General features: G+C 68.6%; 28 protein-coding genes. 10 read left to right on the top strand and 18 right to left on the bottom strand.

Annotated features, from left to right (window positions below; genetic code table 11):
- Positions 1 to 8 precede the first annotated feature (8 nt).
- The 3 genes from ASD77_RS05595 to ASD77_RS05585 form a co-directional block, all read right to left on the bottom strand.
- On the bottom strand, positions 9 to 1,115 hold the full coding sequence (locus ASD77_RS05595) for a hypothetical protein (protein WP_055938513.1): 1,107 nt from the start codon (positions 1,113 to 1,115) through the stop codon (positions 9 to 11).
- A gap of 41 nt (positions 1,116 to 1,156) precedes the next feature.
- Positions 1,157 to 1,855 carry a class I SAM-dependent methyltransferase gene (locus ASD77_RS05590; protein WP_055938510.1) on the bottom strand — a complete coding sequence of 233 codons (699 nt, stop codon included), beginning with the start codon at positions 1,853 to 1,855 and terminating at the stop codon, positions 1,157 to 1,159.
- Positions 1,856 to 1,921: 66 nt separating this feature from the next.
- Positions 1,922 to 2,470: a DUF2058 domain-containing protein gene (locus ASD77_RS05585; protein WP_055938507.1), complete on the bottom strand. Its 549-nt coding sequence runs from the start codon at positions 2,468 to 2,470 to the stop codon at positions 1,922 to 1,924.
- Positions 2,471 to 2,545: 75 nt separating this feature from the next.
- On the opposite strand from ASD77_RS05585, the gene ASD77_RS05580 reads away from it, so the two are divergent.
- The 3 genes from ASD77_RS05580 to ASD77_RS05570 all read left to right on the top strand — a co-directional run bounded on the left by ASD77_RS05580 (position 2,546) and on the right by ASD77_RS05570 (position 4,107).
- A complete protein-coding gene (locus ASD77_RS05580; RefSeq protein WP_055938504.1) occupies positions 2,546 to 3,052 on the top strand; it encodes a M48 family metallopeptidase in 507 nt (168 codons plus the stop codon).
- A gap of 183 nt (positions 3,053 to 3,235) precedes the next feature.
- Complete coding sequence (locus ASD77_RS05575; RefSeq protein WP_055938501.1) at positions 3,236 to 3,577, top strand: cupin domain-containing protein; 342 nt, start codon at positions 3,236 to 3,238, stop codon at positions 3,575 to 3,577.
- Positions 3,578 to 3,609: 32 nt separating this feature from the next.
- On the top strand, positions 3,610 to 4,107 hold the full coding sequence (locus ASD77_RS05570; RefSeq protein WP_156383574.1) for a YetF domain-containing protein: 498 nt from the start codon (positions 3,610 to 3,612) through the stop codon (positions 4,105 to 4,107).
- Here ASD77_RS05570 and ASD77_RS05565 read toward each other — a convergent pair.
- Both ASD77_RS05565 and ASD77_RS05560 read right to left on the bottom strand, forming a co-directional pair.
- Complete coding sequence (locus tag ASD77_RS05565) at positions 4,101 to 4,529, bottom strand: hypothetical protein (RefSeq protein ID WP_055938492.1); 429 nt, start codon at positions 4,527 to 4,529, stop codon at positions 4,101 to 4,103. The genes ASD77_RS05570 and ASD77_RS05565 overlap by 7 nt on opposite strands.
- A 10-nt stretch (positions 4,530 to 4,539) precedes the next feature.
- Entirely contained in the window at positions 4,540 to 5,160 is a 621-nt protein-coding gene (locus ASD77_RS05560) for a hypothetical protein (RefSeq protein WP_055938490.1), read from the bottom strand.
- Between the two features lie 160 nt (positions 5,161 to 5,320).
- Here ASD77_RS05560 and ASD77_RS05555 point away from each other — a divergent pair, with 160 nt between their 5' ends.
- Together ASD77_RS05555 and ASD77_RS05550 are read left to right on the top strand one after the other, a co-directional pair.
- Positions 5,321 to 5,728: an isochorismatase family protein gene (locus ASD77_RS05555; protein ID WP_055938487.1), complete on the top strand. Its 408-nt coding sequence runs from the start codon at positions 5,321 to 5,323 to the stop codon at positions 5,726 to 5,728.
- A gap of 53 nt (positions 5,729 to 5,781) precedes the next feature.
- A complete protein-coding gene (locus ASD77_RS05550; protein ID WP_055941086.1) occupies positions 5,782 to 6,330 on the top strand; it encodes a YdeI/OmpD-associated family protein in 549 nt (182 codons plus the stop codon).
- Positions 6,331 to 6,346: 16 nt separating this feature from the next.
- Here the strand turns inward: ASD77_RS05550 and ASD77_RS05545 are convergent, their stop codons facing one another.
- Both ASD77_RS05545 and ASD77_RS05540 read right to left on the bottom strand, forming a co-directional pair.
- Positions 6,347 to 6,646, bottom strand: a complete 300-nt coding sequence (locus tag ASD77_RS05545) for a putative quinol monooxygenase (RefSeq protein WP_055938484.1) — start codon at positions 6,644 to 6,646, stop codon at positions 6,347 to 6,349.
- Complete coding sequence (locus ASD77_RS05540; protein WP_055938481.1) at positions 6,646 to 7,323, bottom strand: type 1 glutamine amidotransferase domain-containing protein; 678 nt, start codon at positions 7,321 to 7,323, stop codon at positions 6,646 to 6,648. Before ASD77_RS05540 ends, ASD77_RS05545 begins: the two co-directional genes overlap by 1 nt.
- Positions 7,324 to 7,448: 125 nt before the next feature.
- On the opposite strand from ASD77_RS05540, the gene ASD77_RS05535 reads away from it, so the two are divergent.
- A complete protein-coding gene (locus ASD77_RS05535) occupies positions 7,449 to 8,360 on the top strand; it encodes a LysR family transcriptional regulator (RefSeq protein ID WP_235578482.1) in 912 nt (303 codons plus the stop codon).
- 6 nt (positions 8,361 to 8,366) lie between these two features.
- Here the strand turns inward: ASD77_RS05535 and ASD77_RS05530 are convergent, their stop codons facing one another.
- From ASD77_RS05530 to dcp, 3 genes are all read right to left on the bottom strand, one after another.
- The gene (locus tag ASD77_RS05530; RefSeq protein ID WP_055938470.1) at positions 8,367 to 9,569 is read right to left on the bottom strand and encodes a glycosyltransferase; all 1,203 of its coding nucleotides are present in this window, start codon (positions 9,567 to 9,569) and stop codon (positions 8,367 to 8,369) included.
- 53 nt (positions 9,570 to 9,622) lie between these two features.
- Positions 9,623 to 10,033 carry a hypothetical protein gene (locus tag ASD77_RS05525; RefSeq protein WP_162247596.1) on the bottom strand — a complete coding sequence of 137 codons (411 nt, stop codon included), beginning with the start codon at positions 10,031 to 10,033 and terminating at the stop codon, positions 9,623 to 9,625.
- 160 nt (positions 10,034 to 10,193) lie between these two features.
- Positions 10,194 to 12,335, bottom strand: a complete 2,142-nt coding sequence (gene dcp, locus ASD77_RS05520; RefSeq protein ID WP_055938465.1) for a peptidyl-dipeptidase Dcp — start codon at positions 12,333 to 12,335, stop codon at positions 10,194 to 10,196.
- Between the two features lie 233 nt (positions 12,336 to 12,568).
- Between dcp and folE the strand changes: the two genes are divergently transcribed.
- Both folE and ASD77_RS05510 read left to right on the top strand, forming a co-directional pair.
- Positions 12,569 to 13,174: a GTP cyclohydrolase I FolE gene (folE, locus tag ASD77_RS05515; RefSeq protein WP_055938462.1), complete on the top strand. Its 606-nt coding sequence runs from the start codon at positions 12,569 to 12,571 to the stop codon at positions 13,172 to 13,174.
- 92 nt (positions 13,175 to 13,266) lie between these two features.
- Positions 13,267 to 13,650, top strand: a complete 384-nt coding sequence (locus ASD77_RS05510) for a YchJ family metal-binding protein (protein ID WP_055938460.1) — start codon at positions 13,267 to 13,269, stop codon at positions 13,648 to 13,650.
- A 13-nt stretch (positions 13,651 to 13,663) separates the two neighbouring features.
- On the opposite strand, the gene ASD77_RS05505 is transcribed toward ASD77_RS05510, so the two are convergent.
- Together ASD77_RS05505 and ASD77_RS05500 are read right to left on the bottom strand one after the other, a co-directional pair.
- Positions 13,664 to 16,552, bottom strand: a complete 2,889-nt coding sequence (locus ASD77_RS05505) for a serine/threonine-protein kinase (RefSeq protein WP_055938457.1) — start codon at positions 16,550 to 16,552, stop codon at positions 13,664 to 13,666.
- A 70-nt stretch (positions 16,553 to 16,622) separates the two neighbouring features.
- Positions 16,623 to 17,954, bottom strand: a complete 1,332-nt coding sequence (locus tag ASD77_RS05500; protein WP_055938455.1) for a M20 family metallopeptidase — start codon at positions 17,952 to 17,954, stop codon at positions 16,623 to 16,625.
- Positions 17,955 to 18,291: 337 nt separating this feature from the next.
- On the opposite strand from ASD77_RS05500, the gene ASD77_RS05495 reads away from it, so the two are divergent.
- Entirely contained in the window at positions 18,292 to 19,077 is a 786-nt protein-coding gene (locus ASD77_RS05495) for a TSUP family transporter (RefSeq protein WP_055938452.1), read from the top strand.
- A 93-nt stretch (positions 19,078 to 19,170) separates the two neighbouring features.
- On the opposite strand, the gene ASD77_RS05490 is transcribed toward ASD77_RS05495, so the two are convergent.
- The gene (locus ASD77_RS05490) at positions 19,171 to 20,484 is read right to left on the bottom strand and encodes a M20 family metallopeptidase (RefSeq protein WP_055938449.1); all 1,314 of its coding nucleotides are present in this window, start codon (positions 20,482 to 20,484) and stop codon (positions 19,171 to 19,173) included.
- A 150-nt stretch (positions 20,485 to 20,634) separates the two neighbouring features.
- Between ASD77_RS05490 and ASD77_RS05485 the strand changes: the two genes are divergently transcribed.
- Entirely contained in the window at positions 20,635 to 21,972 is a 1,338-nt protein-coding gene (locus ASD77_RS05485) for an APC family permease (protein ID WP_162247595.1), read from the top strand.
- A gap of 115 nt (positions 21,973 to 22,087) precedes the next feature.
- On the opposite strand, the gene purU is transcribed toward ASD77_RS05485, so the two are convergent.
- The 5 genes from purU to ASD77_RS05460 all read right to left on the bottom strand — a co-directional run bounded on the left by purU (position 22,088) and on the right by ASD77_RS05460 (position 26,459).
- On the bottom strand, positions 22,088 to 22,939 hold the full coding sequence (gene purU, locus ASD77_RS05480) for a formyltetrahydrofolate deformylase (RefSeq protein WP_055938444.1): 852 nt from the start codon (positions 22,937 to 22,939) through the stop codon (positions 22,088 to 22,090).
- Between the two features lie 14 nt (positions 22,940 to 22,953).
- Positions 22,954 to 23,271: a hypothetical protein gene (locus ASD77_RS05475; RefSeq protein WP_055938440.1), complete on the bottom strand. Its 318-nt coding sequence runs from the start codon at positions 23,269 to 23,271 to the stop codon at positions 22,954 to 22,956.
- Between the two features lie 70 nt (positions 23,272 to 23,341).
- Positions 23,342 to 24,607, bottom strand: a complete 1,266-nt coding sequence (locus ASD77_RS05470; protein WP_156383475.1) for a serine hydrolase domain-containing protein — start codon at positions 24,605 to 24,607, stop codon at positions 23,342 to 23,344.
- A 163-nt stretch (positions 24,608 to 24,770) separates the two neighbouring features.
- Positions 24,771 to 25,181 carry an acyl-CoA thioesterase gene (locus tag ASD77_RS05465; RefSeq protein ID WP_055938434.1) on the bottom strand — a complete coding sequence of 137 codons (411 nt, stop codon included), beginning with the start codon at positions 25,179 to 25,181 and terminating at the stop codon, positions 24,771 to 24,773.
- Between the two features lie 258 nt (positions 25,182 to 25,439).
- Positions 25,440 to 26,459 (bottom strand): ribonucleotide-diphosphate reductase subunit beta, encoded by a 1,020-nt coding sequence (locus ASD77_RS05460; protein ID WP_055938432.1) that lies wholly within the window; start codon positions 26,457 to 26,459, stop codon positions 25,440 to 25,442.
- Positions 26,460 to 26,488: the final 29 nt, after the last annotated feature.

Below are 26,488 nucleotides of genomic sequence, written 5' to 3'. Positions count from 1 at the left end.
CCACCGGGTCACCGTGGCGGCGGTCGCTTCCCCGTCCTGGCCCAGTCGGTGAGCACGCGGAATGCGTCCCTGACCTGGTCTTCGGAAAACCGGCAGTGGTCGCCAGGCACGTCCGGCAGCGTCAGCGGCGCAACCGCTGCGCCCTGCGCCTTCCGCGCATACACCGGGCGGAAGCGAGGGCTGATCGTCGGGTCATCGGCGTTGTACTGCAGCACCAGTGGCTTCTGCGGTCGGCCCGACAATGCCGGCGACGACGCCACGTACTCCATCGCCGCCACATCGCCGGCATAGCGGGGTACGCGGCGGTTGAATGCCGCGTCGTCGCCGAAGCCGGTGTACTGCACCAACCGGTTGTCCACCGGCATGCCGCCGCTGCGCGTCATCAGGTCGCGGATCACCAAGTAGTGCAGGCCGAGCGTACCGGGCAGCGCGTCGACGGACACCTCCAGGTGGGCGGCCAGTCGCCGCGCCGCTGCGGGATCGCGCGGCAGGGCCACATCGATCCGCCCCATCACCGCGCCCTGCTCCAGGACCGGCGCGGCGGGATCGGACAGGCGGGACGCGGCTTCGTCCTCGCGCGGCGGGAACAGCGCATCGAACGCAACCAACGAGGTGAACAATGCGTTGGCGAGCACGTCACCCGGCAGGTTCGCGCCGCACAGCGACAGCGCGCCGTCGTAGTACGCGGCCTGCTGCTCCAGGGTGGCGATGGCGATGCCGCCGCCCATCGAGAAGCCCACCATCCACGTCTTTTCCGGTTGCCCATGCCGTTGCACGAAATGCGCGCGCAGGCGTTCGCTGTCCGCGATGGCGTCGCGCACCGCCCAGCCCTGCGTGGCGTAGCCGCTCTGCGCCACCGCATAGCGCGCCGAGGTGAACATGGACGTGGCGGGATCGGCCGGCCAGGGCGTTTCGCGCGGCACGCCGACCGGTTCGAAGCCGTGCGCCAGCATGACCAGCTCGCCGTTCCAGTCTGCCGGAATGTCGATGCGGTACGGCGCGTCGGCCAGCGTGCCGGTGTCTTCCACCGGTGGCGCTACCGCAGTGGAGACCTCCTGCGCAAAGGCGGACGACGCCAGAAGGGACAACATGAGCGACAGGCAGGTCAGGCGCATGCAATCTCCGTGGACGGCGAGGCGGTGGCGGTCGGCCTAGCCTACCGCGCCGTGCGTGCGCACCAGCCATGGATCATCCCGGCCTGGTGGAAGCGCAGCGGCGGCAGGAAGCCACCGGCCTGCGCGAGTGCGGCGACGCGGTCGGGCGGCAGGATGGCGACATCACGGGCGTAGTTGGCGCGGATCTGTTCCAGCGCGTCGGCATCGAGGCCGGCGCCGGACATGGTTTCCATCCACAGTTTCAGCATCGCCGGATAGTCGGGCGCGTCGGTGTCCCAGGCCAGGTCGGCCCAGGCCAGGGTGCCGCCCGCATGCAGGCGGCGTGCGATGGAGGCGAAGAAGGCAGTGCGTTCGAGCGGATCGAGCAGGAACTGCGAGACCAGCAGGCAGGTGGCGCCATCGAAGGCCGGCGCGTCCGGCAAGGTGTCGATCACGCCGGCATGGAATCCGCAGCGGTCGGCGAAGCCCTCGCGCTCGGCGCGCGCGCGGCAGGCGGCGATCATCTGCGTGGACGGGTCCAGCGCGAGGAAGCGCCAGCGCGGGAAACGCCGTGCCAGGTGCGCGATCTCCGCACCCGTTCCCGCGCCAACGCACAGCAGGCGAGCGTCCTCCGGCAGGTCCGCGAACACGGTTTCGATCAGGAACAGCAGGCTCTCGCGGATCGGCGACATGCGCACCCAACGTGCGTCGTAGCCGGCGGCCTGGCGGTCGAAGAGGGCATCGAGTTCGTGCTGCTGCATGGCGGTCTCCGCAGGGCTCTCATTCCACCCTACAGGCGCCGTCAAGCCCGGCCCGGCGGCCGGCCGTCACCACATCAGGTCGTCGGGGACCTTGAACTGGGCGTAGTAGTCGTCGTCCTCGGAGGTGGACGCAGTGGCGTCGGTCCCTTGACCATGGTCGAGCACGATCATGGCGGCGTCGCGCTCGCGCACCTTGTCGGCGGCCACGCGCGGCAGCAGTTCGTAGCGGTCGTCGATGTGCGCGATCACCAGCGTGCCCGCGGCCAGCTTCTTCTTCAGGTCCTCGTTGACCAGCAGGGTGCGGATGGCGCCGTTCGCGGTGAAGCGGTACTCCAGCTCGCCGCTGCGCGGCACCTTGCGGTCGGCGATGATCTGCCGCGCCTGTGCGCGCAGTTCGGCGCTGCGTGCCTGCGCCTTGCGCTCGGCTTCCAGCGCGCGGTCGCGCTCGGCCTTCTCGGCGCGTGCGCGTTCGGCTTCGCGCTGGATCTCGTTGGGTGCGGCCGCGCCCTTGGCGTGCCGGGCCTTGTTCTGCTCGCGCGCCACTTCGGCCAGCTTGGACTTTTTGACCAGGCCGGCCTTGAGCAGCTGTTCCTGCAGCGGATTTCCCTTTGCCATGTCGCGGTTTCTTGATCGGGTCTGACGGTCCATCATACCCGCCGTCCCCGACCCTCCGCGTCCGCGCAGCGCCCCATGGAACCCCTGAAGTACCTCGCCGGCTATCCGCAGGAACTGCAGGCCCGCGTCCGCGCACTGATCGCGCAGGACGGGCTGGGCCCGATGCTGGCGAAGAAGTACCCACAGCCGCACGCGGTACGCAGCGACGGCCAGCTGTACGACTACGTACAGGCGCTGAAGGAGCAGTACCTGCGGCGCTCGGTGCCGCTCGGCAAGGTGGTCTACGACAGCACGCTGCAGGTGATGAAGCACGCGCTGGGCACGCACACCGCGATCTCCCGCGTGCACGGCGGCAGGCTCAAGGCCAGCCGCGAGATCCGCATCGCCACCGTGTTCCGCGACGCCCCGGCCGACTTTCTGAAGATGATCGCCGTGCACGAACTCGCGCACATCAAGGAAGCCGAGCACAACAAGGCCTTCTACCAGCTCTGCACGCACATGGAGCCGGACTACCACCAGTTGGAGTTCGATCTGCGGCTGTACCTGACGCACCAGGAGAGGGTGCTACGAAGCAGGCCTTAGCCCGGGTACGGCCCACGGCCGCATCCGAGGGCTCGGACACCTTCCGTCGAAAGCCATCCCGGGTTTGCTGCACGGGCCCGGGCTACGGGTCCCGGACGTGTGCGGGGGTCGGCGCGCATTGACGGCCCCTGCACGCGCGGCGGTCGATGCTGCACGCCTCATCGGCTTCCGATCGGCGACATCATGAAATCCCGGCATCTCCGCATGGGCATCGGCTTTCTTCCGCTGTTCGAGGCGAACGGCGTGCAGGCGGCGCAGATGGTCATCGCGCCGGGCGACAGCGAAGGCGGACCGGACAACCGTCATCGCGGTGCGGACCAGTGGCTGTTCGTCGCCGAGGGGACGGGCATCGCCATCGTGGACGGTGCGCGTCGCGCGCTGAGGCCCGGCAGCCTGCTGCTGATCGAGCGGGGCGAACGCCACGAGATCCGCGCCACCGGCCGCACGCCGTTGAAGACGGTGAACTTCTACGCGCCGCCTGCCTACACCGCCGACGGCGATGAGCGGCCCGCCGGCAAGCCCTGAATGCAGACGAGGTGGCGATGATGGACGGTGTGGTGCGCAGCCTGTTCGAATTGGGAATGCCGTGGTGGGAGTTCGTACTGCGGGCCGTGGCGGTGTACGTCGTGGTGCTGGTGATGGTGCGGCTGAGCGGCAAGCGCACGGTCGGCCAGTTCACCCCGTTCGACCTGCTGGTGGTGGTGCTGCTGGGCACGGCGGTGCAGAACTCGCTGATCGGCGAGGACACCTCGTTGCTGGGCGGGCTGATCCTGGCGGCGACGCTGCTGGGCCTGAACTGGGGCGTCGGCAAACTGTCGTCGCGCTCCCGACGCTTCGACGAAGTGGTCGAAGGCAAGCCGGTCATCCTGGTGCGCCATGGCCATCTGTTCCGCGATGAACTGGCGCGGCAGTCGCTGAGCGAACACGACTTCGCCATCGCGCGGCGTTCGGCCGGTTACGCCACGCTCGGCGAGATCGCGCTGGCGGTGCTGGAGTCGTCCGGCGAGATCACCTTCATCCGCCGCAAGGACAGGGACGCGCCCGACGATCAGTGAACCAGCCGCGCGGCGACGCTTTCCAGATCGTAGGCGAAGCCACCATCGGCGCGCTGCACGATGTCCGCGCCGGCCGCCGCCTGCAGGAACGCGGGGGTGATGTGGTAGCCCGAGCCCGCCACGGCGACGTGACCGGCGATGCGGTGGTCGTGTTCGGCCTGGCCGATCAGTTCGCCGAATGCGACCACGCGCAGCACCAGCGCCGCTTCTTCCTGCGGCGTCAGTCCGTGACCGCTGACCTGCCGGGTGATTGCATTCATGCCCAGGCACGGCAGGTCGTCGCCGTCGTACTCGGCCACCGGCATGGCACCGGTCATCACCGCCTGGAAAACATCGATCCCGAAGGTCAGCAGGGCGGGATCGACGGGCGGCACATCGGTGGCGCGGTGCATGCCGGTGGCGGATGCATCGGGGCGTGGCATCGTGCGGCCGTCAGTGCTTGCGGCCCAGCATCTGATCGCGCGCCTGCTCGGCCCGCGAAGCGCCGATGGCGGTTTCGACCTGCTTGACCTCTTCCGGCGGCGGCAGCACGGCCGGCATGCCGAGCGATTGGATCCACAGTTCCCGACACCAGCCCATCGTGTGGTAGAGGTGGTGATCCTCGTCGCTTTCGACCGCCTTGTAGGCCGGTTCCAGCACCTTCGCCAGCTCGCCACCCTGTTCGGCGATCTTGCCGATCAGTTCCCAGTTCTGGTGGTCCTTGGTCTCGGCCAGCACCACGCACTCGGCGGCGACCAGTTCGGCCGCTTCGGGTGTACCGTGCTTCATGGCCATCTCGATGGCTTCCACCAGCGACGCGCCCTGGTGTGCGACGACGGCACGGCCAGGGGATGCCTCTTCGGTATCCATGCCGAGCTGCTCGAACACGCGCGTGAGCACCTGCTCATGGGTGCGGGTTTCGTCGAGATACTCGCCCCACTCTTTCTTCAGGTCCTTGTTCACCGCCGCCTTGATTGCGGTGGTGTAGATCTGGATGCCGCCGCGCTCGGTCTCGAGCGCCTGCAGCAGCAGTTCATGGACTTGCGCCTTGTTGACGTGGCCGGAACGTGCCATGGCTGGACTCCGTGATGGAAAAGAGCCTTGTTTTTAGGCGCACGGGAGGAAACACGAGGTGACGAACGTGCATGCACGACGTTCACAAGGTGGAACGGGCGCGGCGACGATCACGGCGCTGCGTGCACGCTTCAACGCCGCGCGCTAGCCGACGATCTACATGAACGAACACGTCGCGCGCTGGCAGGGCGGCTTCGACGATCTGCTGGCGGCCTGCCATGAAGCCGGCGGTGCGTCGGCCGCCATCGTGCGGCGCTTGCCGCCGCGCCCGCACGACGACCACGTGCTGAAGCCGAAGCGTTCCGGTTTCCTCGCCACGCCGTTGCCGATCCTGCTGGACAAGCTCGGCGTACGCCGGCGGGTGCTGACCGGGGTGTCGGCCGATTCATGCGTGCTGGCCACGGCGCAGGACGCCAACATGCGCGAGTTCGCGCTGTGCGTGCCGCAGGACGCGGTTGCCGCGATCAGTCCGGCGCGACGGCGTACGGCACTGGCGCTGCTGGCGCAGACGCTGGGCGCCAGCGTACGGTCGGTGCGCGCGCTGGAGGGCGTGTTCCCCGGAGCATAATGAAGACGGGCCGTGCGCAGCCGCCCTCCGTCGTCCAGCGCTACCATCACGCCATGACCCCGACCGCATCCATTCGTTTCACGGCGGTGCTGCATCGCCCCGCCGAACCGGATAACGCCACCTGGACCTTCCTGGTGCTGCCGAAGGCGGCCAGCGCGAAGTTGCCCGCGCGCAGCATGACGACGGTGGAGGGCACGTTCGCGGGCGCGCCGTTCCAGGCCACGCTGGAACCCGATGGCGAAGGCAGCCACTGGCTGAAGGTGGATAAGACACTGCGCGAGGCCGCCGGTGTCGCGGCCGGCGACAAGGTCGCCCTGGTGATCGCGCCGGTGAAGGAAGAACCCGAGCCGGCGGTGCCGCCCGACCTGCACAAGGCGCTCGCTGCCTCGCCCGCCGCCAAGGCGGTGTGGACCAGCCTGACGCCGGTGGCGCGTCGCGACTGGATCCACTGGATCACCTCGGGCAAGAAGGCCGAGACGCGCACCAAGCGCATCGCCACCGCCTGCGACATGCTCGCGTCCGGCAAGCGCCGCGCCTGCTGCTTCGACCGCTCGGGCATGTACAGCAAGGGCACCATGGGCGCGCCGGTCGCGGCGGAGTGAGTTGCCCCGCGACCGCTCAGCGGGCCTGCAGCAGATCCACCTGGCGATCGGCCAGCAGCGGCAGGATCCGTTCCACCACCAGCGCCCGGTAATGCGCCGACTGGCGATGCGCGTCCAGCGCGTCGGCGTCGCGATAGCGTTCGACCAGCAGCAGCGTGTCGGCCGCGTCCAGGGAGCGGAAGACCGCGTAGTGCAGGCAGCCCGGTTCGGCCAGCGACGCGGTGCGCAGCCCGGCGACGTGCGCGAGCACGTCGTCGAGGCGGCCTTCCTGCACGCGCCACTGCGCGAGCACGGTGATCGTGGTAGCCGTGTCCATCAGCGCCCGCTCCGCAGTGCCGCGACGATGGCTTCGCCGACCAGCGTGCCCGAGGCGGGATTCTGTCCCGTGATCAGGCGGCCATCGACCTTGAGGTGCGGCTGCCACGGGGTGGCGGCCTCGTAGACGGCGCCTTCCTCGCGCAGCGCGCTTTCCAGGTCGAACGGCACGTCGGCGCGCGCGTAGCCATCTTCTTCGGCGGTGGAGAACCCGGTGACCTGGCGACCACGCACCAGCGGCGTGCCGTCGGCGAGCGTGACGCCGAGCAGCGCCGCCGGGCCGTGGCAGACGGCAGCGACGATCTTGCCGGCGTCCCAGGCGCGGCGGACCAGCGCCTGCACCTCCGGATTGCCGGTGATGTCGACCATCGGGCCGAGGCCGCCGGGGAAGAACACCGCGTCATAGTCCAGCACGTCCACCTCGGACAGTCGGCGGCTGCGGTTGAGGCGGCGGAACGCGGCGCTGTCCAGGAACGTGGCTTGCGCCGGGTCGCTGCCGTCGAAGCCATCGTGTGGGGTCTGGCCGCCCTGCGGCGAGGCGAATTCGACCGCGATGCCGGCCCGGTCCAGCACCTCGAACGGGTGGGCGATCTCGGGGAAGAAGAAGCCGGTCGGGCGCTCGTGCGGCCCGATCTTGCCGGCGTTTGTCACAACAAACAGGACATGCTTGACACTCATGACACGCTCCTTGGGGTTCGATAGGCCCGGGGTTTCCGGGTGAAACGAACAGTAGGCGCATGCCGGCGGTGCCGGTAGCACCGCCGCGATTGACGCATTGTCACATCAGATAAGACAATCCCGCCGTGAGTCATCATCCGTCCCCGATCCTCGACGAACTGCGGGCCATGGCGGTCTTCGCCACCGTCGTGCGCAGCGGCAGCTTCGCCGCGGGTGCCCGCGCGCTGGGGCTGACCCGCGCGGTGGTCAGCCACCACATCCGCGTGCTCGAAACCAAACTCGGCGTGCCGCTGGCGCAGCGGAGCACGCGCAGCTTCAGCCTGACGCCGGCGGGCGAGGCCTTCCGCGTGCATTGCGAGCGCCTGCTCGACGAGGCGCACGACGGTATCCGCGGGATGGAGTTGCTGCGCGCCGAACCACGCGGCGAAGTGCGCATCACCTGTTCGCACCACTTCGGCAACAAGCGCATCCTGCCGGCGCTGCTGGAATTCCGACGCCGCTATCCGGCCATCCGCCTGCACGTGGCGATGAACGACGCCAACGTGGACCTGGTGCAGCAGGGCATCGAGCTGGCGGTGCGGGCCGGCCCGCTCGCCGATTCCGACCTGGTCGCACGTCGCCTGGTGCGCGAGCCGACCCTGCTGTGCGCTGCGCCGGCCTACCTGCGCCGTTACCGCGCACCGGCCACGGTGGCGGAGCTGGACCAGCACCGTTGGGTGATCTATCCGCCCAGCCTGCGCTCGGTGACGGTGCGCGAGAACGGCCACGCCGTCGATGTGCCGGTGCAGGGCGACCTGGTCACCGACAGCGCGGCGTCGCGGTTGGCCTTCGTGCTGGCCGGGGAAGGCATCGCGCGCTTGCCCGCCTACGATGCCGCCGCACCGCTGGCGTCCGGCGAACTGGTCCGCGTGCTGCCCGAGGTGGAGACCGCGCCGCTCGAGATCTTTCTGGTGCACGGCCGCCGCATCGGCCCCAGTGCGCGGCTGTTGCGCGATTTCCTGCTGGAAGATGCAGGTGAGAACGAGGCGGCGGTCTGAGCCCGCTCAGCGCCGCGTCGCGTAGCGCTCCACCAGGCGCACAGCGGTCGTGCAGCCGTCTTCGTGCTGCATGGCCTGGCCGATCGCCTTCGCGCTGTTACGCGCGGTTTCGCTGCCGGCGTAGGCAAGCGCGGCGCCCAGCGCATCGGCGGTGATCGTGGCGCCCTTCAGTGCGTGGTGCATCACGCCGGCAGCGCGCAGGCGCGCGTTCCAGAAGAACTGGTCGCCGGCGAACGGCACGATCACCGAGGGAATGCCGGCGCGGCAGGCGGAATGCGTGGTGCCGGAGCCGCCGTGATGGATGGCCAGCGCGCAGCGTGCCAGCAGCCAGTCGTGCGGCACGTGGCCGACGGCATGGACGTTGGCGGGCAACCGCGTCGTGTCGATGCCGCTCCAGCCCGCGTTGAACAGCGCGCGCCGGTCACCGACGGCGCCGGTCACAGCTTTCATCAGCCGCGTGTTGTCGAAGCCGGCCATGCTGCCGAAGCCGATGTAAACCGGCGGTTCGCCGGCATCGAGGAAGGCGCGCAGGTCATCGGGTGGCGTGAAGGTCGACGCCAGCGGCGGCACCCACTGCCCGCAGACGTGCGCGTTGTCCGGCCAGTCGACAGGGCGCGGCACCAGCGCGGGCGAGACACCGTAGAGCATCGGATGGTCGGTCCACAGTGACCGCCGCGGCGGCAGACCCGCCTGCGCACGTGCCCGGTTGGTCGCGGTGCGGAACACGCGCCAGCTGAGTTCGCCGAACAGGTGATGGCTGGCGCGATTGAACAGGCGCGGCGGCGTGAGCGGCAGGAACGGCGAGGCGAACGCAGCGGTCGGCGAGATCGGGATCAGCATCGCGCCGATCGCCGGCACGCGCAGCGCTTCCGCCGCCGACAGGCCGACCAAGCCCGCCAGTCCGGAAACGATGATCGCGTCGCATCCCCGGCCGGCCTCGATGGCCTGGCCCAGCCAGTCGCCACTGTGCGCGATGGTGAGGCGGGCGAGGTTGCGCGTGATGTCGCGCATCGCCCCGTCGGCGGCGATCGTCGCGCGGATGTCGCCGGCCACTGCGCGAGCCGGTATGTCCAGCGTTTGCGCGACGCCGAGCGTGCTGGCATCGCCGAGCAGGTCGACCTGATGCCCTGCCTGCATCAGCGCATGTCCCAGCGCCGCCAGCGGACGCGTATCGCCCTCGGTACCGTAGGTGATGATCAGCAGCTTCATGCGTGCAGGATACGCATCGCTGCATCCACGCTGCGTCGACACCTCGGATGCCGTTACGGAACGAGGGACTCCACGCCGTCGGCATGGATCACGATCAGACGTCTGCCATCGAGCGGCACGCGGACCTCCGTCGTGCGCCCGTCGCCGAGGCGCGTCCCCTTCGCCATCGTGATGCAGTCGCCGCGGATGGGGCAGCGGTCGATCACGACCTGCAGTTCATCGCGCCTCGCCCGGTAGGACACGCCGGCCGCGTAGTACAGGCTTTCCGGCGGCGAGGCGAAGCGGATGCGTGCCTCGCCGTCAGCGGCTGCCTGCACGACCACAGGCTGTACGGCCTCCCGGGCGTAGTCCGGTTCCAAGGCCTTGTCCGCGCAAGCGGTGAGTGTGGAAAGCACGAGCGCCATCAGGCTGCCTGGCAGACGATGATGAGGCACGTGCAGGCTGCTGGTTGATGCGTCCGTCATCACGTGATCCTTGGACAAGCACGGCTATCCGATGCCGCCGCACTCTAGTGCGTACACCCGTGTACGACAAACCATCCGTCCTCACTGAGGTGAATGCCTGTCGGCAAACAGAAAGCCCGCTTTCGCGGGCCTTCTCCGATATTGCGATTGCGGCGTGGTGCTACTTCAACCCGCGATGCTCCAGCAGCGGTTCGACGCTGGGGTCCTTGCCGCGGAAGTCGCGGTAGGCCGCAGCCAGGTCGCGCGAGTGGCCGATCGACAGCACCTTGTCGCGGAAGACTTGGCCGTTCTCGCGGGTCAGCCCACCGTGCTCGCGGAACCACTGGAAGGCGTCGTGGTCGAGCACTTCCGCGCCGAAGTAGGCGTAGTAGCCGGCCGCGTAGCCGCCGCCCCAGATGTGGCTGAAGTAGCTGGTGCGGTAGCGCGGTGGCACCGCCGCGATGTCCACCCTGTACTTCGCCAGCGCTTGCGTCTCGAACGCATCCACGTCCTGCTTGCCGGCGCCGGGCGGTTGCAGATGCCAGGCGAGATCCAGCAGCGCGGCCGACAGGTATTCCGTGGTGGCGTAGCCCTGGTTGAAGGTGCGCGCCTTGACGATCTTGTCGACCAGCGCCTGCGGCATCGCCTCGCCGGTCTGGTGGTGCTTGGCGTAGTGGGCGAACACCTTGGGGTCCAGCGCCCAGTGCTCGTTGAACTGCGACGGGAACTCGACGAAGTCGCGCGGCACGTTGGTGCCGGCCACGCTGGGATACTGGGTCTTCGAGAAGAAGCCGTGCAGCGCATGGCCGAACTCATGGAACAGCGTGGTGACGTCGTCGAAGCTGAGCAGCGCGGGCTGGCCGGCGGCGGGCTTGGTGAAATTCTCCACGTTGTAGACCACCGGGATGTCGCCGGTCAGGCCGTTCTGCTCGACGAAGTTCCCCATCCACGCGCCGCCCTGCTTGCTCTCGCGCTTGAACGGATCCAGGTAGAACAGCGCCAGCTGCTTGCCGTCGGCGTCGATGATGTCGAATACGCGCACATCCGGGTGGTAGACCGGGATGTCCTTGCGCTCCTTCGCGGTGATGCCGTACAGCTCGTGCGCGGCGAAGAACACGCCGTCCTTCAGCACGCGGTCCAGCTCGAAGTACGGCTTGATCTGCGATTCGTCCAGGTCGAACTCGGCCTTGCGGACCTGCTCGGCATAGAAATCCCAGTCGGCCGCGCCGGCGGTGAAGCCGCCCCGCTGCGCGTCGACCACGCCCTGGATCTTGGCCAGTTCCGCACGCGCACGCGCGGTGGCCGCGGGCACGGTGTCGGTCAGCAGCTTCAGCGCGACCTCGGGCGTGCCGGCCATCTGGTCGGCGATGCTGTAGGCGGTGTAGTTCGGGAAGCCCAGCAGCTGCGCCTTGCGCGCGCGCAGTTCGGCCAGGCGCTGGATGGTCGCGCGGGTGTCGTTGCCGTCGCCCTTCTCGGCGCGGCCCAGCGAGGCGGCCATCACCTGCTCGCGCAGCGCGCGGTCCTTCAGCGAGGCCAGCACCGGCTGCTGGGTGGTGTTCTGCAGGCTCAGCAGCCACTGGCCGTCCTTGCCCGCGGCCTTGGCCGCATCGGCCGCGGCGGCGATCGCGCCCTCGTCCATGCCATCGAGCTTCGCCTTGTCGCTAACGAACACGCCGCCCGCATTGCCCGCGGCCAGCAGCTTGGTGCCGGACGCCGTGGTCAGCGAGGATTCCTCGCTGTTGAGCTTGCGCAGCTCGGCCTTGTCGGCATCGGACAGCTGTGCGCCGGCACGCACGAAGCCGTCATAGGTGTGCTCGACCACGGTCTTCTGCTCGGGCGTCAGGCCGAGCGTGTCGCGGGCGTCGTAGACCGACTTCACGCGGGCGAAGAGCGTGGGATCGAGGTGGATGGCGTCGCTGTGCTCGGCCAGCTGGGGCGCCAGCGCCTCCTCGGCGGCCTGCAGCGTGGGATTGGTGTGGGCGCCCGTCATCGCGAAGAACACGCTGCTCGCACGCGTCAGCAGCATGCCGCTCTGTTCCAGCGCGAGGAAGGTGTTGGCGAACGTGGCTGGCTCGGGGTTGTCGGCGATCTTGCGTACCTCGGCCAGATGTCGCCGCATGCCTTCTTCAATCGCGGGCTGGTAGTGGGCGTCCTTGATCCTGTCGAACGGCGGCGCCTGGAACGGCAGGGCACTGGCGACGTAAAGGGGATTGTGGTCTTGGATAGCGGTGTCGGCGGGCATGGCGGATTCGGCAGCGGGGCGGTCGCCGCAGGCGGACAGGGCGACGGCGATGGCGGAGGAGAGCAACAGCGTACGCAGCATGGAGTGACTCCGGAACAGGCAGTGGAAAACGACGGGTGCACCCGTCGCGGTGGCCTGTCTAGCTTGCGCCGCCGTGCCCGGCTTGGCGAGTGCCGCGGCGGCGCGGGAGGCGCGGCCGCGCATCCCGCCACGTTGCGCAACGTGCGCGGACTGCATCCAGTCCTGCGGCGGCGCCGTAAGGGCTCGGCGAGACAGATGCGTTATCCTCCACGCCCCCCGCAGGAATCCACGCGATGAGCCAGTCCGACGACAAATCCGCCAAGGTGAGCCAGGCGCAGGCCGAGGACGCCGTGCGCGTGCTGCTCGAATGGGCGGGCGAGGATCCCACGCGCGAGGGTCTGCTGGACACGCCCAAGCGCGTGGCCAAGGCCTACCGCGACTGGTTCAGCGGTTACCAGATCGATCCGCGCGAGTACCTGGCGCGCACCTTCGAGGAAGTCGCCGGTTACGACGAGATGATCGTGCTGCGCGACATCGAGTTCGAGAGCCACTGCGAGCACCACATGGCGCCGATCATCGGCCGCGCCCACGTGGGCTACCTGCCCGACGGCAAGGTGGTGGGCATCAGCAAGCTGGCCCGCGTGGTGGACGTGTATGCGCGCCGCTTCCAGGTGCAGGAGAAGATGACCGCGCAGATCGCGCAGTGCATCCAGGACGTGCTGCACCCGCGCGGCGTGGCGGTCGTGGTCGACGGCGCGCACGAATGCATGACCACCCGCGGCGTGCACAAGCGCGGCGTCAGCATGGTGACCAGCAAGATGCTGGGCACCTTCCGCGAGGATGCGCGCACGCGGGCGGAATTCCTGCGCTTCATCGAGACGGGCAACGGAAGGCGTTGAGCAACGCGGTCGTGGGAGCGACGTAAGTCGCGATGAACGGCCGCGGCGGCGCCTTTGCGACTTACGTCGCTCCCACGAGAAGCAACCCCGCCATGAACCCCTGTCCCTGCGGCCCCGGTCGCGACTACGCCGCCTGCTGTGGCCGGTACCACGCCGGTGAGCCCGCGCCCGATGCCGAAGCGCTGATGCGCTCGCGCTACAGCGCCTACGTCCTCGGCGATGCCGCCTACCTGCGCGCCAGCTGGCATCCGGACACGCGTCCGGAGGAACTCGGCCTGGACACGCCGGGGTCGGCGAAAACCACCTGGCTGGGCCTGGCCGTGAAGGTGCATCGCGTCACCGGCACGGACACGGCCGAGGTGGAATTCGTGGCGCGCTATCGCATCGGCGGCGGCAGTGCGGTGCGCATGCAGGAGCGCAGCCGTTTCGTGCGGGTGGAGGGTCGCTGGTACTACCTCGACGGCGATCAAGCGTAAGCGGGTGCCCACGCTAGTTCAGCAGCGCGAAGGTGCCGGTTTCGCCCATCGCCTTTAGCGCATTGCGTGTCCTGACGGTACCGACGTGGTCGGGGCCGAAGGTGGACTCCATGTGCGCGACGGCCAGGGTGAGAAGTTCGTTCGCCGCCATCTTGTCGCCGCCATCGAGTGCGATCCGCGCGCGCAGCATCAGCACGTCGCGCAATATGAAGCGGTTGTTGGTGCTGTCCAGGTGCAGCCGCATTGGCGCGACCATGCCGGCCAGCAGGGTGTCGGCACGCGTGGTGTCACCTTCCACGTAAGCGGCCCGCGCCAGCAGGTAGCGGTTGTAGAAGGTCATGCTGTAGGCCGGAGGATAGGCACGCAGTGCGTGTTCGTTCTGTTCCAGCAGCTGCTGTGCTCGTGCCTGGTCGCCTTCGCCACCGCGGCGCGTCAGCGCCTGGGCCAATGTAATGCGGTGCAACGGCTGCAGCGGCAGGTGGCCCTCGGTATGGGCTGCGTGCACCGACTGCATCAGTGCGATGGCTTCATCCAGGGCCGCCCTATGCGATGCCGCATCGTGCTGGAAGATAAGGCGCCGGGCGAGCATCGTGCGGATGCGCGACACGGTTTCGTGCCGCTCTGGATAGCTGGCAGTGAGAAGCGCCTCCGCGCGGCGCACCAGCGTGATGCCCTCATCTGCCCTAGCCTGGCCGAACACACCCAGCAGCGAACGCACGCGGAGCACGTCGGCGAACTCAGGGTGCGTCTCACCGTAGTGGAGACGGACAATCCGTTCGGCCTGGGCGATGGATGCCGCGCAGGCATCGAGTTCTCCACCCGAGCACTGCAGGTTGGCGACCACCCGCCATGCACGGCCTACCAGCGGATGCGAATCGCCCAGCCGACGGCGGTAATCGGCGAGCAGGTCACTGGCGACCCGAGTGCCATCCTTGATGCGCTCCTGCAGCAGCAGGTTCTGTGCCCGGATGTGGCGTGCCTCGTTCGCGACCAGCGGAGACACCCGCAAGGTCAGGGCGATCGCGCGCTGCAGGTCGGCGTCGGCGTCGGCGAACTGAGCCAAACGTGTGCGCCAGTACCCACGCAGGATCAGCAGTTCGGCCTGTGCGATCGGAAGTGCGCTACGTTCGGCAAGCATCAGTGCCCTGTCCAGCGTACGCCGCGCGGTCTCCGGGTCGCCCAGGTCCCAATGGCTGCGCGCCAGTTCGGTCAGCAGCTGGAGGCGTGTGGCGGTGTCGTCCACGCCGCCCGGCGCGGCGAGGCCCTCGCGCGCCGCGGACTGCGCGTCGCGCGACTTGCCCTGCAGGTTGAGCAGCGCGGCCAGCGTGGCCTGTGCGCTGGCCTGCGCCAGCGCGTCCTCGCCTTGCAGTACGGTGGCCTCGTGCGCGAGCCGGGTCGCTTGCTGGTAGTCCCCGAGTACGCTGTAGTTGCGAGCCAGCATCGACAGGCCGCGGGCAAGTACGACAGGATGCTCGTCCAGCGGCAGGGAACGGACCTGGCGCTCGGTGTCCTGCAGCAGCGAGCGCGAGGACATCGGGGTATCGCCGAGGCCGGACAGTGTGGCGGTGCCCAGCATGTGTTCGAACACCTGCGACAGCGCGAGACTGGACGCGGTCTCCCGCGCCGCGCGGCGCTCCTGCCAAAACAGCACACCCAGGCTGCTTGCCAGCACTACGAGCGTCAACGCTCCCAGTGAGGCGACCAGCCGATGACGCGCCAGCAGGCGCGCGCTGCGGTAGAGCACGCCTCCGTTGCGCGCCTTTACCGGTCGGGTGTGCAGCCATGCCAGCAGGTCTTCGCGCAACGCGGCGACTGAGGAATAACGCGCATCGGGCGCCAAGGCGACGCTGCGGGCGACGATGGCATCGAGGTCGCCTGACAGCGCGCGCGCGAGCGTCTCGGCATGGTCGAACCCGCGCAGATGCGCCTCGGTCGCCGTGCCCCGCGCGGCGAGGTTCGACATGTACGGCGGTCCGTCTCCTTGCTCGCGCTCCAGTACGGTCGACAGCAAAGGGGAAGACACGCGTGGCAGCACGCCACTGAGCAGGCGGTACGCCAGCATGCCCAGGGACCAGACATCCATGGTTACCGCGGGCATGGCCCCGGCAAGGGCTTCGGGCGCCGTATAGCCATCGGAGGCGGCCAGGCGCGGCTGGCTTTCCCCGGCGACGAGCGATGCGGTCAGGCCGAAGTCGAGCACCTGCACCTGGCCGGTGTCGTTGACCATCAGGTTGGAAGGCTTGATATCCTGGTGCAGCACCTGTCGCTGATGCGCATAAACGAGGGCGTCACAGACCTGCACCAGCAACTCCACGCGTTGGCGCAGACCTGCCTTGCGGGTGTCGCACCAGGTATCGAGCTGCTCGCCCTGCACATAGCGCATGGCAAACCAAGGTTGGCCGTCGGGCTCAATGCCGCCGTCGAACAGCGTCGCGATGCCGGGATGGTCCAATGCAGCCAAGGTCTCGCGTTCGCGGCGGAAGCCCTCGACCAGGCGCGGCGAGGTCAGTTCAGTGCGGATGCACTTCAGTGCGACGCGCTGCTGGTACTGGCCATCGTCGCGCCAGGCTTCATACACCGTGCCCATACCACCGGAACTCAACATCCGCTTGATCCGCCAGGGGCCTAGCCGGCTGCCGACGCGCGCGTCAGCAGGGCCGTCGCCGCCGTCGGCCGTCATGGCGAAGGACCGACCGGGCAGGGCGTCGAAGTCCGCACGAGGTAGCAGGTCGTGTTCCCCCGCCCTCTGCAGGGCATCGTCCGACGCCAGCAGGCTCAGCAGCGCACGATGCGTGTCGGGGTCCTGGTGGGCGAGTTCGGCCAGCAGGACGCTCCGCTCCGCGGGCGACATCGCCACGCAGTCGTCGAACAGTGCCAACGCGCGGGTGAGGGCCGGGCTCATGTGAGGCGGGAAGTGAGGGGGCTGGGCGCGGCATTGTCGCCGCGCGCCTTGCTTGCGGCAACGGGGAGGGTCAGCCGTGCGATGCTCTCAAATAGTCCAGCGTCACCTGCAGCAGCGACCGCAGGCCGATGTCGAGCGAGCCCTCGTCCAGCATGAACTCCGGCGAATGGTTGCTCGGCGCGGTCACCGGATCCGTGCCCTTGGCCGTGCTGCCGACGAAGAAGAACATCGACGGCACTTCGCGCGCATAGAACGAGAAGTCCTCCGCGCCCATCTGCAGCGGCGGGGTGATGACGTTGTCGGCGCCGACCACGGCCTGCAGGCTGGGCAGCATGCGCGCGGTGAGTTCCGGGTTGTTGACGGTGACGGGATTGCCGTCGTTGTCCGGCACGCTGGCCTCCACCTTCGCACCGTGCGCGGCGCTGACGTGGCTGGCGACATTCTTCAGGTCGGCGAAGATCTTCTGCCGCATGCCTTCGTCGAAGGTGCGGATGGTGCCGACCACTTCCACGTCGTCGGGGATGATGTTGTAACGGATGCCGCCCTTGATGGCGCCGAAGCTGACCACCGCCGGCAGCTTGGAGATGTCGGTGCGGCGGCTGACGATGGTCTGGGTCGTGCCGATCACGTCGGCCATTGCGACGATGGGATCCACGCCGCCCCACGGGCGCGAGCCGTGCGTCTGCCGGCCGATGACCTTCAGCGTGAAGCTGTCCGACGCGGCCATCAGCGGCCCCTGACGCACGCCGATCTGGCCGACCGGGATCGACGAGAACACGTGCAGGCCGAACACCGCTTCCGGTTTGAAGTCCTTGAACACGCCTTCGGCCAGCATCAGCGACGCACCGCCCTCTTCGCCGGCCGGCGCGCCTTCCTCGGCGGGCTGGAACACCAGCAGCACTTCGCCCGGCAAGGTGTCCTTCATCCCGACCAGCGCCTTCGCCACGCCCAGCAGGATGCCGGTGTGCGCATCGTGGCCGCAGGCGTGCATCACGCCGACCGTTTCACCGCGGTACGTGGCGGTGGCCTTCGATGCGAACGGCAGCTCGTTGCGCTCGGTCACCGGCAGAGCATCCATGTCCGCACGCAGCGCGATGCGCGGGCCGGGCTTGCCGCCCTTGATCACCGCGGTGACGCCATGCCGGGCGATGCCGGTGCGCGGCTGCAGGCCCAGCTTTCGCAGCTCCTCGGCCACGCGCTTGGCGGTCTGCTCTTCGCGGTTGGACAGCTCCGGGTACTGGTGGAAGTGCCGGCGCCAGTCGATCACCTGCTGCTGCACGGCCTTGCCGGCGGCGGCGACTTCGGGACGCTGCGTGGTTGCGCCGTCCTGTGCGGCGGCAGGAAGGGCAGCCGCCAGTGCGGTGGTCAGCAGGGAAGCGGCAAACAGGCGTGCGTGGCGCATCGTGTCGGACTCCGGACGGGATAGGGCGATGCTAACCGCATTGGCCCTGTGGGGTTGGGACGTACATCGATGCTCGCGACCGGACACGAACGACCGCGTCGGCCAACGCGCCTGGATTCCGTTCGTGGTGAGCCTGTCGAACCACGCTGCTTGCTTTGAATCGAGGCACCAGAACGACCCGCTTTTCCGCGCGAGGCGTGGCTTGACAGGTTCACCACGAACGGAGCCCGAAGCTCACCACGAACGACGCCCGCGGTTCCGGTCTCCACTAGAATGAGCGCGCGTCGTGCCCGTCGGTCGTTGGGTGGACACGCATCGTCACCGCCCCGGAACCCCCATGCCCGACCTCGCCCTGCAGGTGCTCCTGCTGCTGTTCCTCGCCGCGATGCTGGCGGGCTTCATCGATGCCATCGCCGGTGGCGGCGGCATGGTGACTATTCCCGCCATGCTGCTGGCCGGCATTCCGCCGCTGCAGGTGCTGGGCACCAACAAACTGCAGTCGCTGTTCGGTTCCGGGTCCGCGAGTTGGGCCTATGCCCGGCACGGCCATGTCGATCTCAAGGGCCAGCTGCCGATGGTGCTGACCGCGGCGCTCGGTGCCGTTGGCGGCGCGCTGCTGGCGACGGTGATTCCGGTCGAATGGCTGAAGTGGGCGCTGCCGTTCCTGCTGGTCGGCATCGCCCTCTATTTCGGATTCAAGCCCGACATCGGCCACGTCGATCGGCACCAGCGCATGCGCCCGCAGGTGTTCGCGCTGACCTTCGTGCCGGCGATCGGCTTCTACGACGGCGTGTTCGGGCCCGGTACCGGCTCGTTCCTGATGCTGGGCTTCGTGGCGCTGGCCGGCTTCGGCATCCTCAAGGCCACCGCGCACACCAAGTTCCTCAACTTCGGCTCCAACCTCGGTGCATTCGCGGTGTTCCTCGCCCACGGCGCGGTGCTGTGGAAGATCGGCCTGCTGATGGGCGCAGGCCAGTTCCTCGGCGCGCAACTCGGCTCGCGCTTCGCGATGAAGCAGGGCGCCCGCATCATCAAGCCACTGCTGGTGACCGTCTCCATCGCGTTGGCGATCCGCCTGCTGGCGGATCCGCAGCATCCGCTGCGGGTGTCGCTCGGTCTTTGATCGGTTGTTGTGGGAGCGACGTGAGTCGCGATGCTTTTTCCCTTGCCCGAAGGAAAAGCTCGCGACTCACGTCGCTCCCACAACCAGCCTGGATCAAGGGGTGCGCAGGTAATCCAGCGCCACCTGCAGCATCGCCTTGCTGCCGGTTTCCAGCGCCTGTTCGTCGAGCAGGAACTGCGGCGAGTGGTTGATCGGCGCGGTGGCCGGATCGATGCCCTTGGACGTGGAACCGACGAAGAAGTAGAAGCCTGGCACAGTATTGGCGAACTGCGAGAAATCCTCCGCCACCGTCACCAGCGGCATCTCCACCACGTTCGCCGCACCGACCGCCTTCTCGAGCGACGGCCGCACGCGCTGCGTCAGGGCAGGCTGGTTGATCGTCGCCGGTGCGTTGTTGACCACCTGCAGTTCCGCGGTGCCCTCGCTGGCGTGCGCGTAGTCGGTGGCGATGCGCCGGAAACGCGCGATCACGTCCTCGCGCACCGCTGGATCGAAGGTGCGCAGCGTGCCCACGAGCTTCGCCTCGTCCGGAATGATGTTGAAGCGCACGCCGGCCTGGAACTGGCCCGCGGTCAGCACCACGGGGCTGGTGGCAATGTTGATCTGGCGCGCGATCATGCTCTGCGTGCCCAGCAGGATCTGCGCGCCCAAGGTGATCGGGTCCACGCCGTCCCACGGCCGCGAACCGTGCGTCTGCTTGCCGCGCACGGTCAGCGACCATTCGTCCGCTGCCGCCATCAGCGGGCCGCTGCGGTAGCCCACGCTGCCGACCGGCAGGCCCGCCCATACATGCAGGCCGAACACGGCGTCCGGCGTGAAGTCCTTGAACACGCCTTCCTTCAGCATCAGCGCCGCACCGAACACCTCGCCGGCGACCGGCGGACCTTCTTCGGCCGGCTGGAACACGAACATCACCTCGCCCGGCAGGTCGTCCTTCGCCGCGACCAGCGCCTGCGCCACGCCCATCAGGATGGCGACGTGCGCGTCGTGGCCGCAGGCGTGCATCACGCCGACCGGCTGGCCGCGGTACTCGGCCTTGACCTTGGACGCGAACGGCAGGCCGGTCTGCTCGGTGACGGGCAGTGCATCCATGTCGGCACGCAGCGCGATCCGCGGGCCGGGCTTGGCGCCTTTCAGCACCGCGATCACGCCGGTCTTGCCGACGCCGGTGCGCACGGTGAGGCCGAGCGAACGCAGGTGATCGGCCACGAGCTTCGCCGTGCGCGTTTCCTGTTCGCCGAGTTCCGGATGCTGGTGGATGTCGCGGCGCCACTGCACGAGGTTGGGCTGTGCCTGCTCCAGCGCTGCAACGGCGGTCGACTCTGCGGCATGGCCGGCCGGCGCCAGCAGCGTGGAGAGCGCGAGCAGGCAGGCCGCCTGCAGGGAACGTCGGTGGCAATGGGACATGGCAAGGGACGCAGCGTGGGCGGAGCCCGATGCTAGCCCGGGCGGCGCGCGCGTCCAATGGCGAATCGCCATGAGCGCATGCGGGCGCGCGGCTCGCATTCGACGCGTGCGCGTGGCAGGCTCGCAGGCCGCCGACCACCCCGCACGCCCATGACCCGCGACGCCGATCCCGCTCCCTCCCGCCCACTGCAGGGTGATGCCGCCTTGCTGCGCGCGGTCGGCAGCCTGGCGCTGGCGGCGGCGGTCATCAACATCATCGTCGGCGGCGGCATCTTCAAGATGCCGGCCGCGCTGTCGGCGCAGGTCGGTGCGGCCGCACCGCTGGCGTTGCTGGCCGGCGCGCTGGTGATGGTGCCGGTGGCGCTGTGCTTCGCCGCCATCGGCAGCCGCGCTTCCGCGACCGGCGGGCCGTACACCTACGTCAGCGCGGTGTTCGGCACGCTGCCGGGTTTCCTGGCCGGCGCGTTGATGTGGATCTGCAACGTAGCGTCCAGTGCCGGCGTCGCCGCCGCGCTGTCGCTGCAGGTCGCCAGCCTGTGGCCCGTGTTCGATGCGCCGCTGCCGCGCGCGCTGTTGCTGCTGGGCGTGTACGCGGCGATCTACGCGCTCAATGCCTTCGGCGTGAAGCTGGGCGCACGCGCGGTGATGGCGCTGGCCACATTGAAGCTGGTGCCGCTGTTCCTGCTGGTGGTCGTGGGGCTGGCCTTCGTCGACACCACGCAGATCAGCTTCGCGTTCGCCGATGTGCCGTCATGGACGGCGCTGGGCGCGGCGATGGTGATGGTGGTATTCGCCTACTCGGGCGTGGAAACGGCGCTGATTCCCGGCGGCGAAGTGCGCGATCCCTCGCGCAGCGTGCCGCGCGCCGCGCTCAGTGCGATCCTGCTGGTGGTGCTGCTGTACCTCGGCCTGCAGATCGTCTGCCAGGGCGTGCTGGGGCCGGCGCTGGCCAGCAGCAGCGTGCCGATCGCCGAGGCGGCAGGGAAGTTGTGGGATCCGGCGCGCATCGCCCTGCTGGTGACCGCCTGCGTGTCGATGGCCGGTTTCCTGCTCGGCAATCTGCTGGGCTCGTCGCGGCTGCTGTTCGCACTGGGACGCGATGGTTACCTGCCGCAGGCCTTTGGCCGGGTCAGCGCCGCCCACCGCGTGCCGCTGCTGGCGCTGGCCGCGCATGCCGGCATCGCCTGCGTGCTGGCGGTGCTGGGCAACTTCGAAGCGCTGGTGCTGATCTCCGGCGGCGCGGTCTGCCTGGTGTACGTGATGGTGGGCATCGCCGCCTGGCGCGCCCAGCGCACCGACCTGCGCGAGCGCGGCGAGCCGTTCGTGCTGCGCGGCGGTCCGCTGGTCCCCGGCCTAGCGGTGTTCGGCATGCTCGCCATCCTCACCACGCTGAGCGCACGCGAGTGGACGGCGATCGGCGTGGCCGTCGTGGTGCTGGCGGTGGTGTACGCGGTGCTGGTGGGGCTGCGGCGGCGCGTGGGGGCCTGAGCGGCAGGAATGGTGGGACAGCCAGTGGTGGGAGCGACGTAAGTCGCGAGCTTTTGGTGTTGCCAGAGGAAGAGCTCGCGACTTACGTCGCTCCCACAGGAAGCGGCCACGGCGCTCAGCGGAACACCACCGTCCGGTGCCCGTTCAACAGGATGCGGTGCTCCACATGGCGACGTACGGCGCGCGCCAGCACCAGCGATTCGATGTCGCTGCCCATCCGCACCAGTTCCTTCGGCGTCATCGCGTGGTCCACGCGGGCCACGTCCTGTTCGATGATCGGGCCTTCATCCAGGTCGCGGGTCACGTAGTGCGCGGTGGCACCGATGATCTTGACCCCGCGCTGGTGCGCCTGGTGGTAAGGCCTGGCGCCCTTGAAGCTGGGCAGGAAGCTGTGGTGGATGTTGATGGCGCGGCCGGCCAGCGCATCGCACAGGGCGGGCGAGAGGATCTGCATGTAGCGCGCCAGCACCACCAGGTCGATCTGCTCGCGTTCCACCAAGTCGACGATCTGCCGTTCCTGCGCGGCGCGGTTGTCGGCCGTCACCGGCAGGTGGTGGAACGCCACGCCGTACGACTGCGCCAACGCCGCGAAGTCGGCATGGTTGGAGGCGATGCAGGCGATCTCCACCGGCAGCTGCCGGCTGTGCACGCGGAACAGCAGGTCGTTGAGGCAATGGCCCTGCTTGCTGACCAGCACCATCAGCCGGGCCTTGCGGCGGGCGTCGTGGATGCGCCAGTCCATGCCGAACATCGCCGCCAGCGAGGCGAAGCCTTCGTGCAGCACGTCGATCTCGGTCGCGCCCGGCACGTCGAAATGCACGCGCAGGAAGAACCGTCCCGACTCCTCGTCGCCGAACTGCTGCGCGTCCAGGATGTTGCAGCCCGACGCGTACAGCAGGCCGGTGACGCGGTAGACGATGCCGGTGGTGTCCGGGCAGGAGAGGGTCAGGATGTGGTCGTGGCGCATTGGGGCGGCGTGGATTATTCGCAACGGGCGGCAGTGATGCGGTTCTGCGCGTCGATGTACACGCGCAGGCGGTCGGTCCGCGAGTCGTGCCTGACGGCGGTGGACGGTGCGATCGGATTCACCAGTCCTGCGCCGCTTTCACGCGACAGGCGCTTGAGCGTGGCCTCGTCCGCCGGCTGCCCGACCGCCCACCCCAGCGTCGCATCGCTGCACCGGCCGTCGCCGGCGACCTGCGGGCCCGGTGTGCTGACGCAGGCGGACACGCCCAGGGCGCCGGCGATCACGCCAAGGCCACGGAGGGATGAGCGACGGAACGAACGGGGGAAGGTCATGGCAGCGTCTCCGGTGCGGTGAGGATCGCTGTTTAGCACATCGCCGGTCCGCGTGGGCCGACGGCCGTGCCTACAGGTCGAACGCCAGCAGGTCGTGCCCGGTGGCCGCGCGCACTACGCGCCGGTACAGCACGTTGCCGCTGCCGCCGTTGGTCAGCGCCACCAGCGCGCGCTGGCCACGGGCGTCGCCCAGCGCGAAGTTCTTGAAGATGCCGCCGTTGCTGCCCGAGTGGTAGAAGACCGGCCCGCGCGGCGTGGATTCCAGATTCCAGCCCAGGCCCTTGTCGGTCCAGCGCCCGGGCACGTCGATCTGCCGCGTCAGCATCGCGGTGCGCGTGGCTTCGGTGATCTGCCAGGGCTCGCGCGGCACGCGCACCATCAGCGCCATGAAGCGGGCGTAGTCGGTCGGCGTGGTACGCAGGCTGGCCGCGGCGTTGGCGAGGACATCGCCGGGCCAGTTCACCAGCCCCTTCGGCGTGATCGCCTGCACCTCGGGCAGGGCGCGCTCGGCATCGGCATAACGCCATGACGAGAGCGGCTTGTTCCAGCGATCGGCGATCGTCTGTGCGGCGTTCCAGGTATCGCGCAGCATTTGCGGCGGCATGGCGGGGTCATCGTCGTCGACCGCACGGTGCCCGTATACCGAACGCGCGGCGAGCTCCCGGCTCCATGTATAGCTGCTGTCGCGCATGCCGGCCGGCCCGAACAGCAGGCGCTGCATGGATTCATCCAGGCTCTCGCCGGTCAGCGTCTCCACCACCAGCTGCAGCCAGAAGATCGCCTCGCCGGAATAGTCGATCCGCGTGCCCGGCTTCACTGCGGGCACCAGTGTTTCGTTCGCCGGATCCCTGCGCCAGTTCGGCAGGCCGGTGGAATGGCGCAGCACGTCGCGTGCCGTGACCAGATCCACCCACGGATGGCCGGCCAGGTAGTCCATCCGGCGATAGCGCACCAATGGCGCATCCAGATCGATCACGCCCTGGTCCGCCAGCTGCAGCACCAGATAGGCGAACACCGGCTTGCTCAGCGAGGCATCCTCGAACAGCGTGTCCTCCGCCACCGGCGCGCGCGTCTCCGCATTCAGCACGCCGAGGTTGCGCGACCACACCACCTCGCCCCGTTCCACCACCGCCATGCCGATCGCCGGCACGCTCAGCGCCTGCATCAGCCGCGGCAGATCGGCGAGGAAGGCGTCGGGCGGGATCCAGCCCGCGGCATCGTCGCAGGCGGCGGCGGACGTGAGGCGTGGCCAGGCACTGGCGGCCAGCGGCGTTGCAGCGAGCGCGGTCAACCAGCGGCGGCGGTGGGGGCAACGTGGAGCGGCTTCAGGCGTCATGGGGGCTGCACGAAGAGGGAGCTTGCAGAAGCATGACGAACGACCACGCCGAACCCCGCGCCGAGTCCGGAGCGATCTTCGATGCGATCGCGTTTAGCGCCTTTTCGCGCCATGGCCTGCTCCGGGACATGCACGGTGTCGTGGCGGCGGGCCCAGGCCCGCTCTACGTTTCCTTCGGTGCGAGCGGCGGCGCCTGGGTGGGCCGGCCCAGCGGGTCGAGTGCGATCATCACGAAGTGCCCGCGCGTACACAGCTTGCGCTCGCCGGTCAGCAGGTTCTCGGTGATGACTTCGACGTCGACGTTCATCGAGCTGCGCCCGACCTTGACCACGCGCGCCACCACTTCCACCAGGTCGCCCTTGTGGATGGGCTGGTTGAAGTCGACCTGCTCCGAGCGCGCGGTGACCACGGTGGTGCGCGCATAGCGCGAGGCGGCGATGAAGGCCGACATGTCCATCCACGCCAGCGCCTGGCCGCCGAACAGCGTGCCCAGGTGGTTGGTGTGGTCGGGGAAGACCATGTGCAGCAGGCGGGCCTCGACGGGGCGCGCTTCGGCGGTGGCCAGTTCGGTCATGGTGATGCTCCGGTGTGCGTGCTCCCGGCGGCAGCATAGCGCGCCGGGATGTCGGGCCGTCGTGAGGCTCGCGGAGCCCGATGTGGGAGCGACGTGAGTCGCGAACGCAGGAATGAAGAGTCCGGCCAGTCGCTGGGCCAAGGGCACCGCAGCCCTCGTCCTCAACATGGCATGCGACGCTGCAGCACCACGAGGCGCTAATCGCCGCGATCGCGACTTACGTCGCTCCCACATGTGTATCGTCAGCGACCCGATGTCTCAGAACGCGTGGTCGAAGCCCACTTCGCCCTGCACGCCCAGCTGGTAGGCGGAGACGCGGCGCTCGAAGAAGTTGGTCAATTCCTGCACGTCCTGCAGTTCCATGAAAGGCAGCGGATTACGCACGTCGTAGCGCTTGGGCATGCCGAGCTTGGCGAAATGCTGGTCGGCGCAGTGCTGCAGGTACTGCCGCATGTCGCGCGTCGAGATGCCGGCCACGCCGCCGGACAGCACATCCTCCGCGAACTGCACTTCGCACTCGATGGCCTCCTCCAGCATGTCGTAGACCTGCTGCTGCATGCGTTCGTCGAACAGGTCCGGCTCCTCCTCGCGCACGGTGCGTACGCACTCGAACGCGAACTCCATGTGGCAGCTCTCGTCGCGGAACACCCAGTTGGTGCCGCTGGCCAGACCCGGCAGCAGGCCGCGCGAGCGAAAGTAGTACACGTAGGCGAAGGCGGCGAAGAAGAACAGGCCCTCGATGCAGGCGGCGAAGCAGATCTGGTTGAGCAGGAACTGGCGGCGCTGGTCGCGCGTCTCGATCCGCTTCATGTCCTGGATGCTGTCGATCCACTTGAAGCAGAAGTCGGCCTTCTTCTTGATCGCGGGGATGTTCTCGACCGCGGCGAACGCCTTGAAGCGCTCCGACGGGTCGGGCAGGTAGTTGTCCAGCAGGGTCAGGTAGAACTGCACGTGCAGCGCTTCCTCGTACAGCTGGCGCGACAGGTACATGCGCGCTTCCGGCGCGTTGAGGTGCTGGTACAGGTTCAGCACCAGGTTGTTCGAGACGATCGAATCGCCGGTGGCGAAGAACGCGACCAGCCGGTGGATCAGGTGGCGATCGGCCGGCGTCATCTTCGCATGCAGGTCGGTGATGTCGATCTGGAAGTTGATCTCCTCCACCGTCCAGGTGTTCTTGATCGCGTCGCGGTACATGTCATAGAACTGCGGATAGCGCATCGGGCGCAACGTCAGTTCGAAACCAGGGTCGAGCAACATTTGTTTTGGTTGTGCAGACATGTATTGGATCTTCTTCTGTTTTCTTCCAA

It is taken from the genome of Pseudoxanthomonas sp. Root65 (genome assembly GCF_001427635.1).
Classification (GTDB): Bacteria; Pseudomonadota; Gammaproteobacteria; order Xanthomonadales; family Xanthomonadaceae; genus Pseudoxanthomonas_A.
This window is presented reverse-complemented; position numbering and strand designations above follow the sequence as displayed.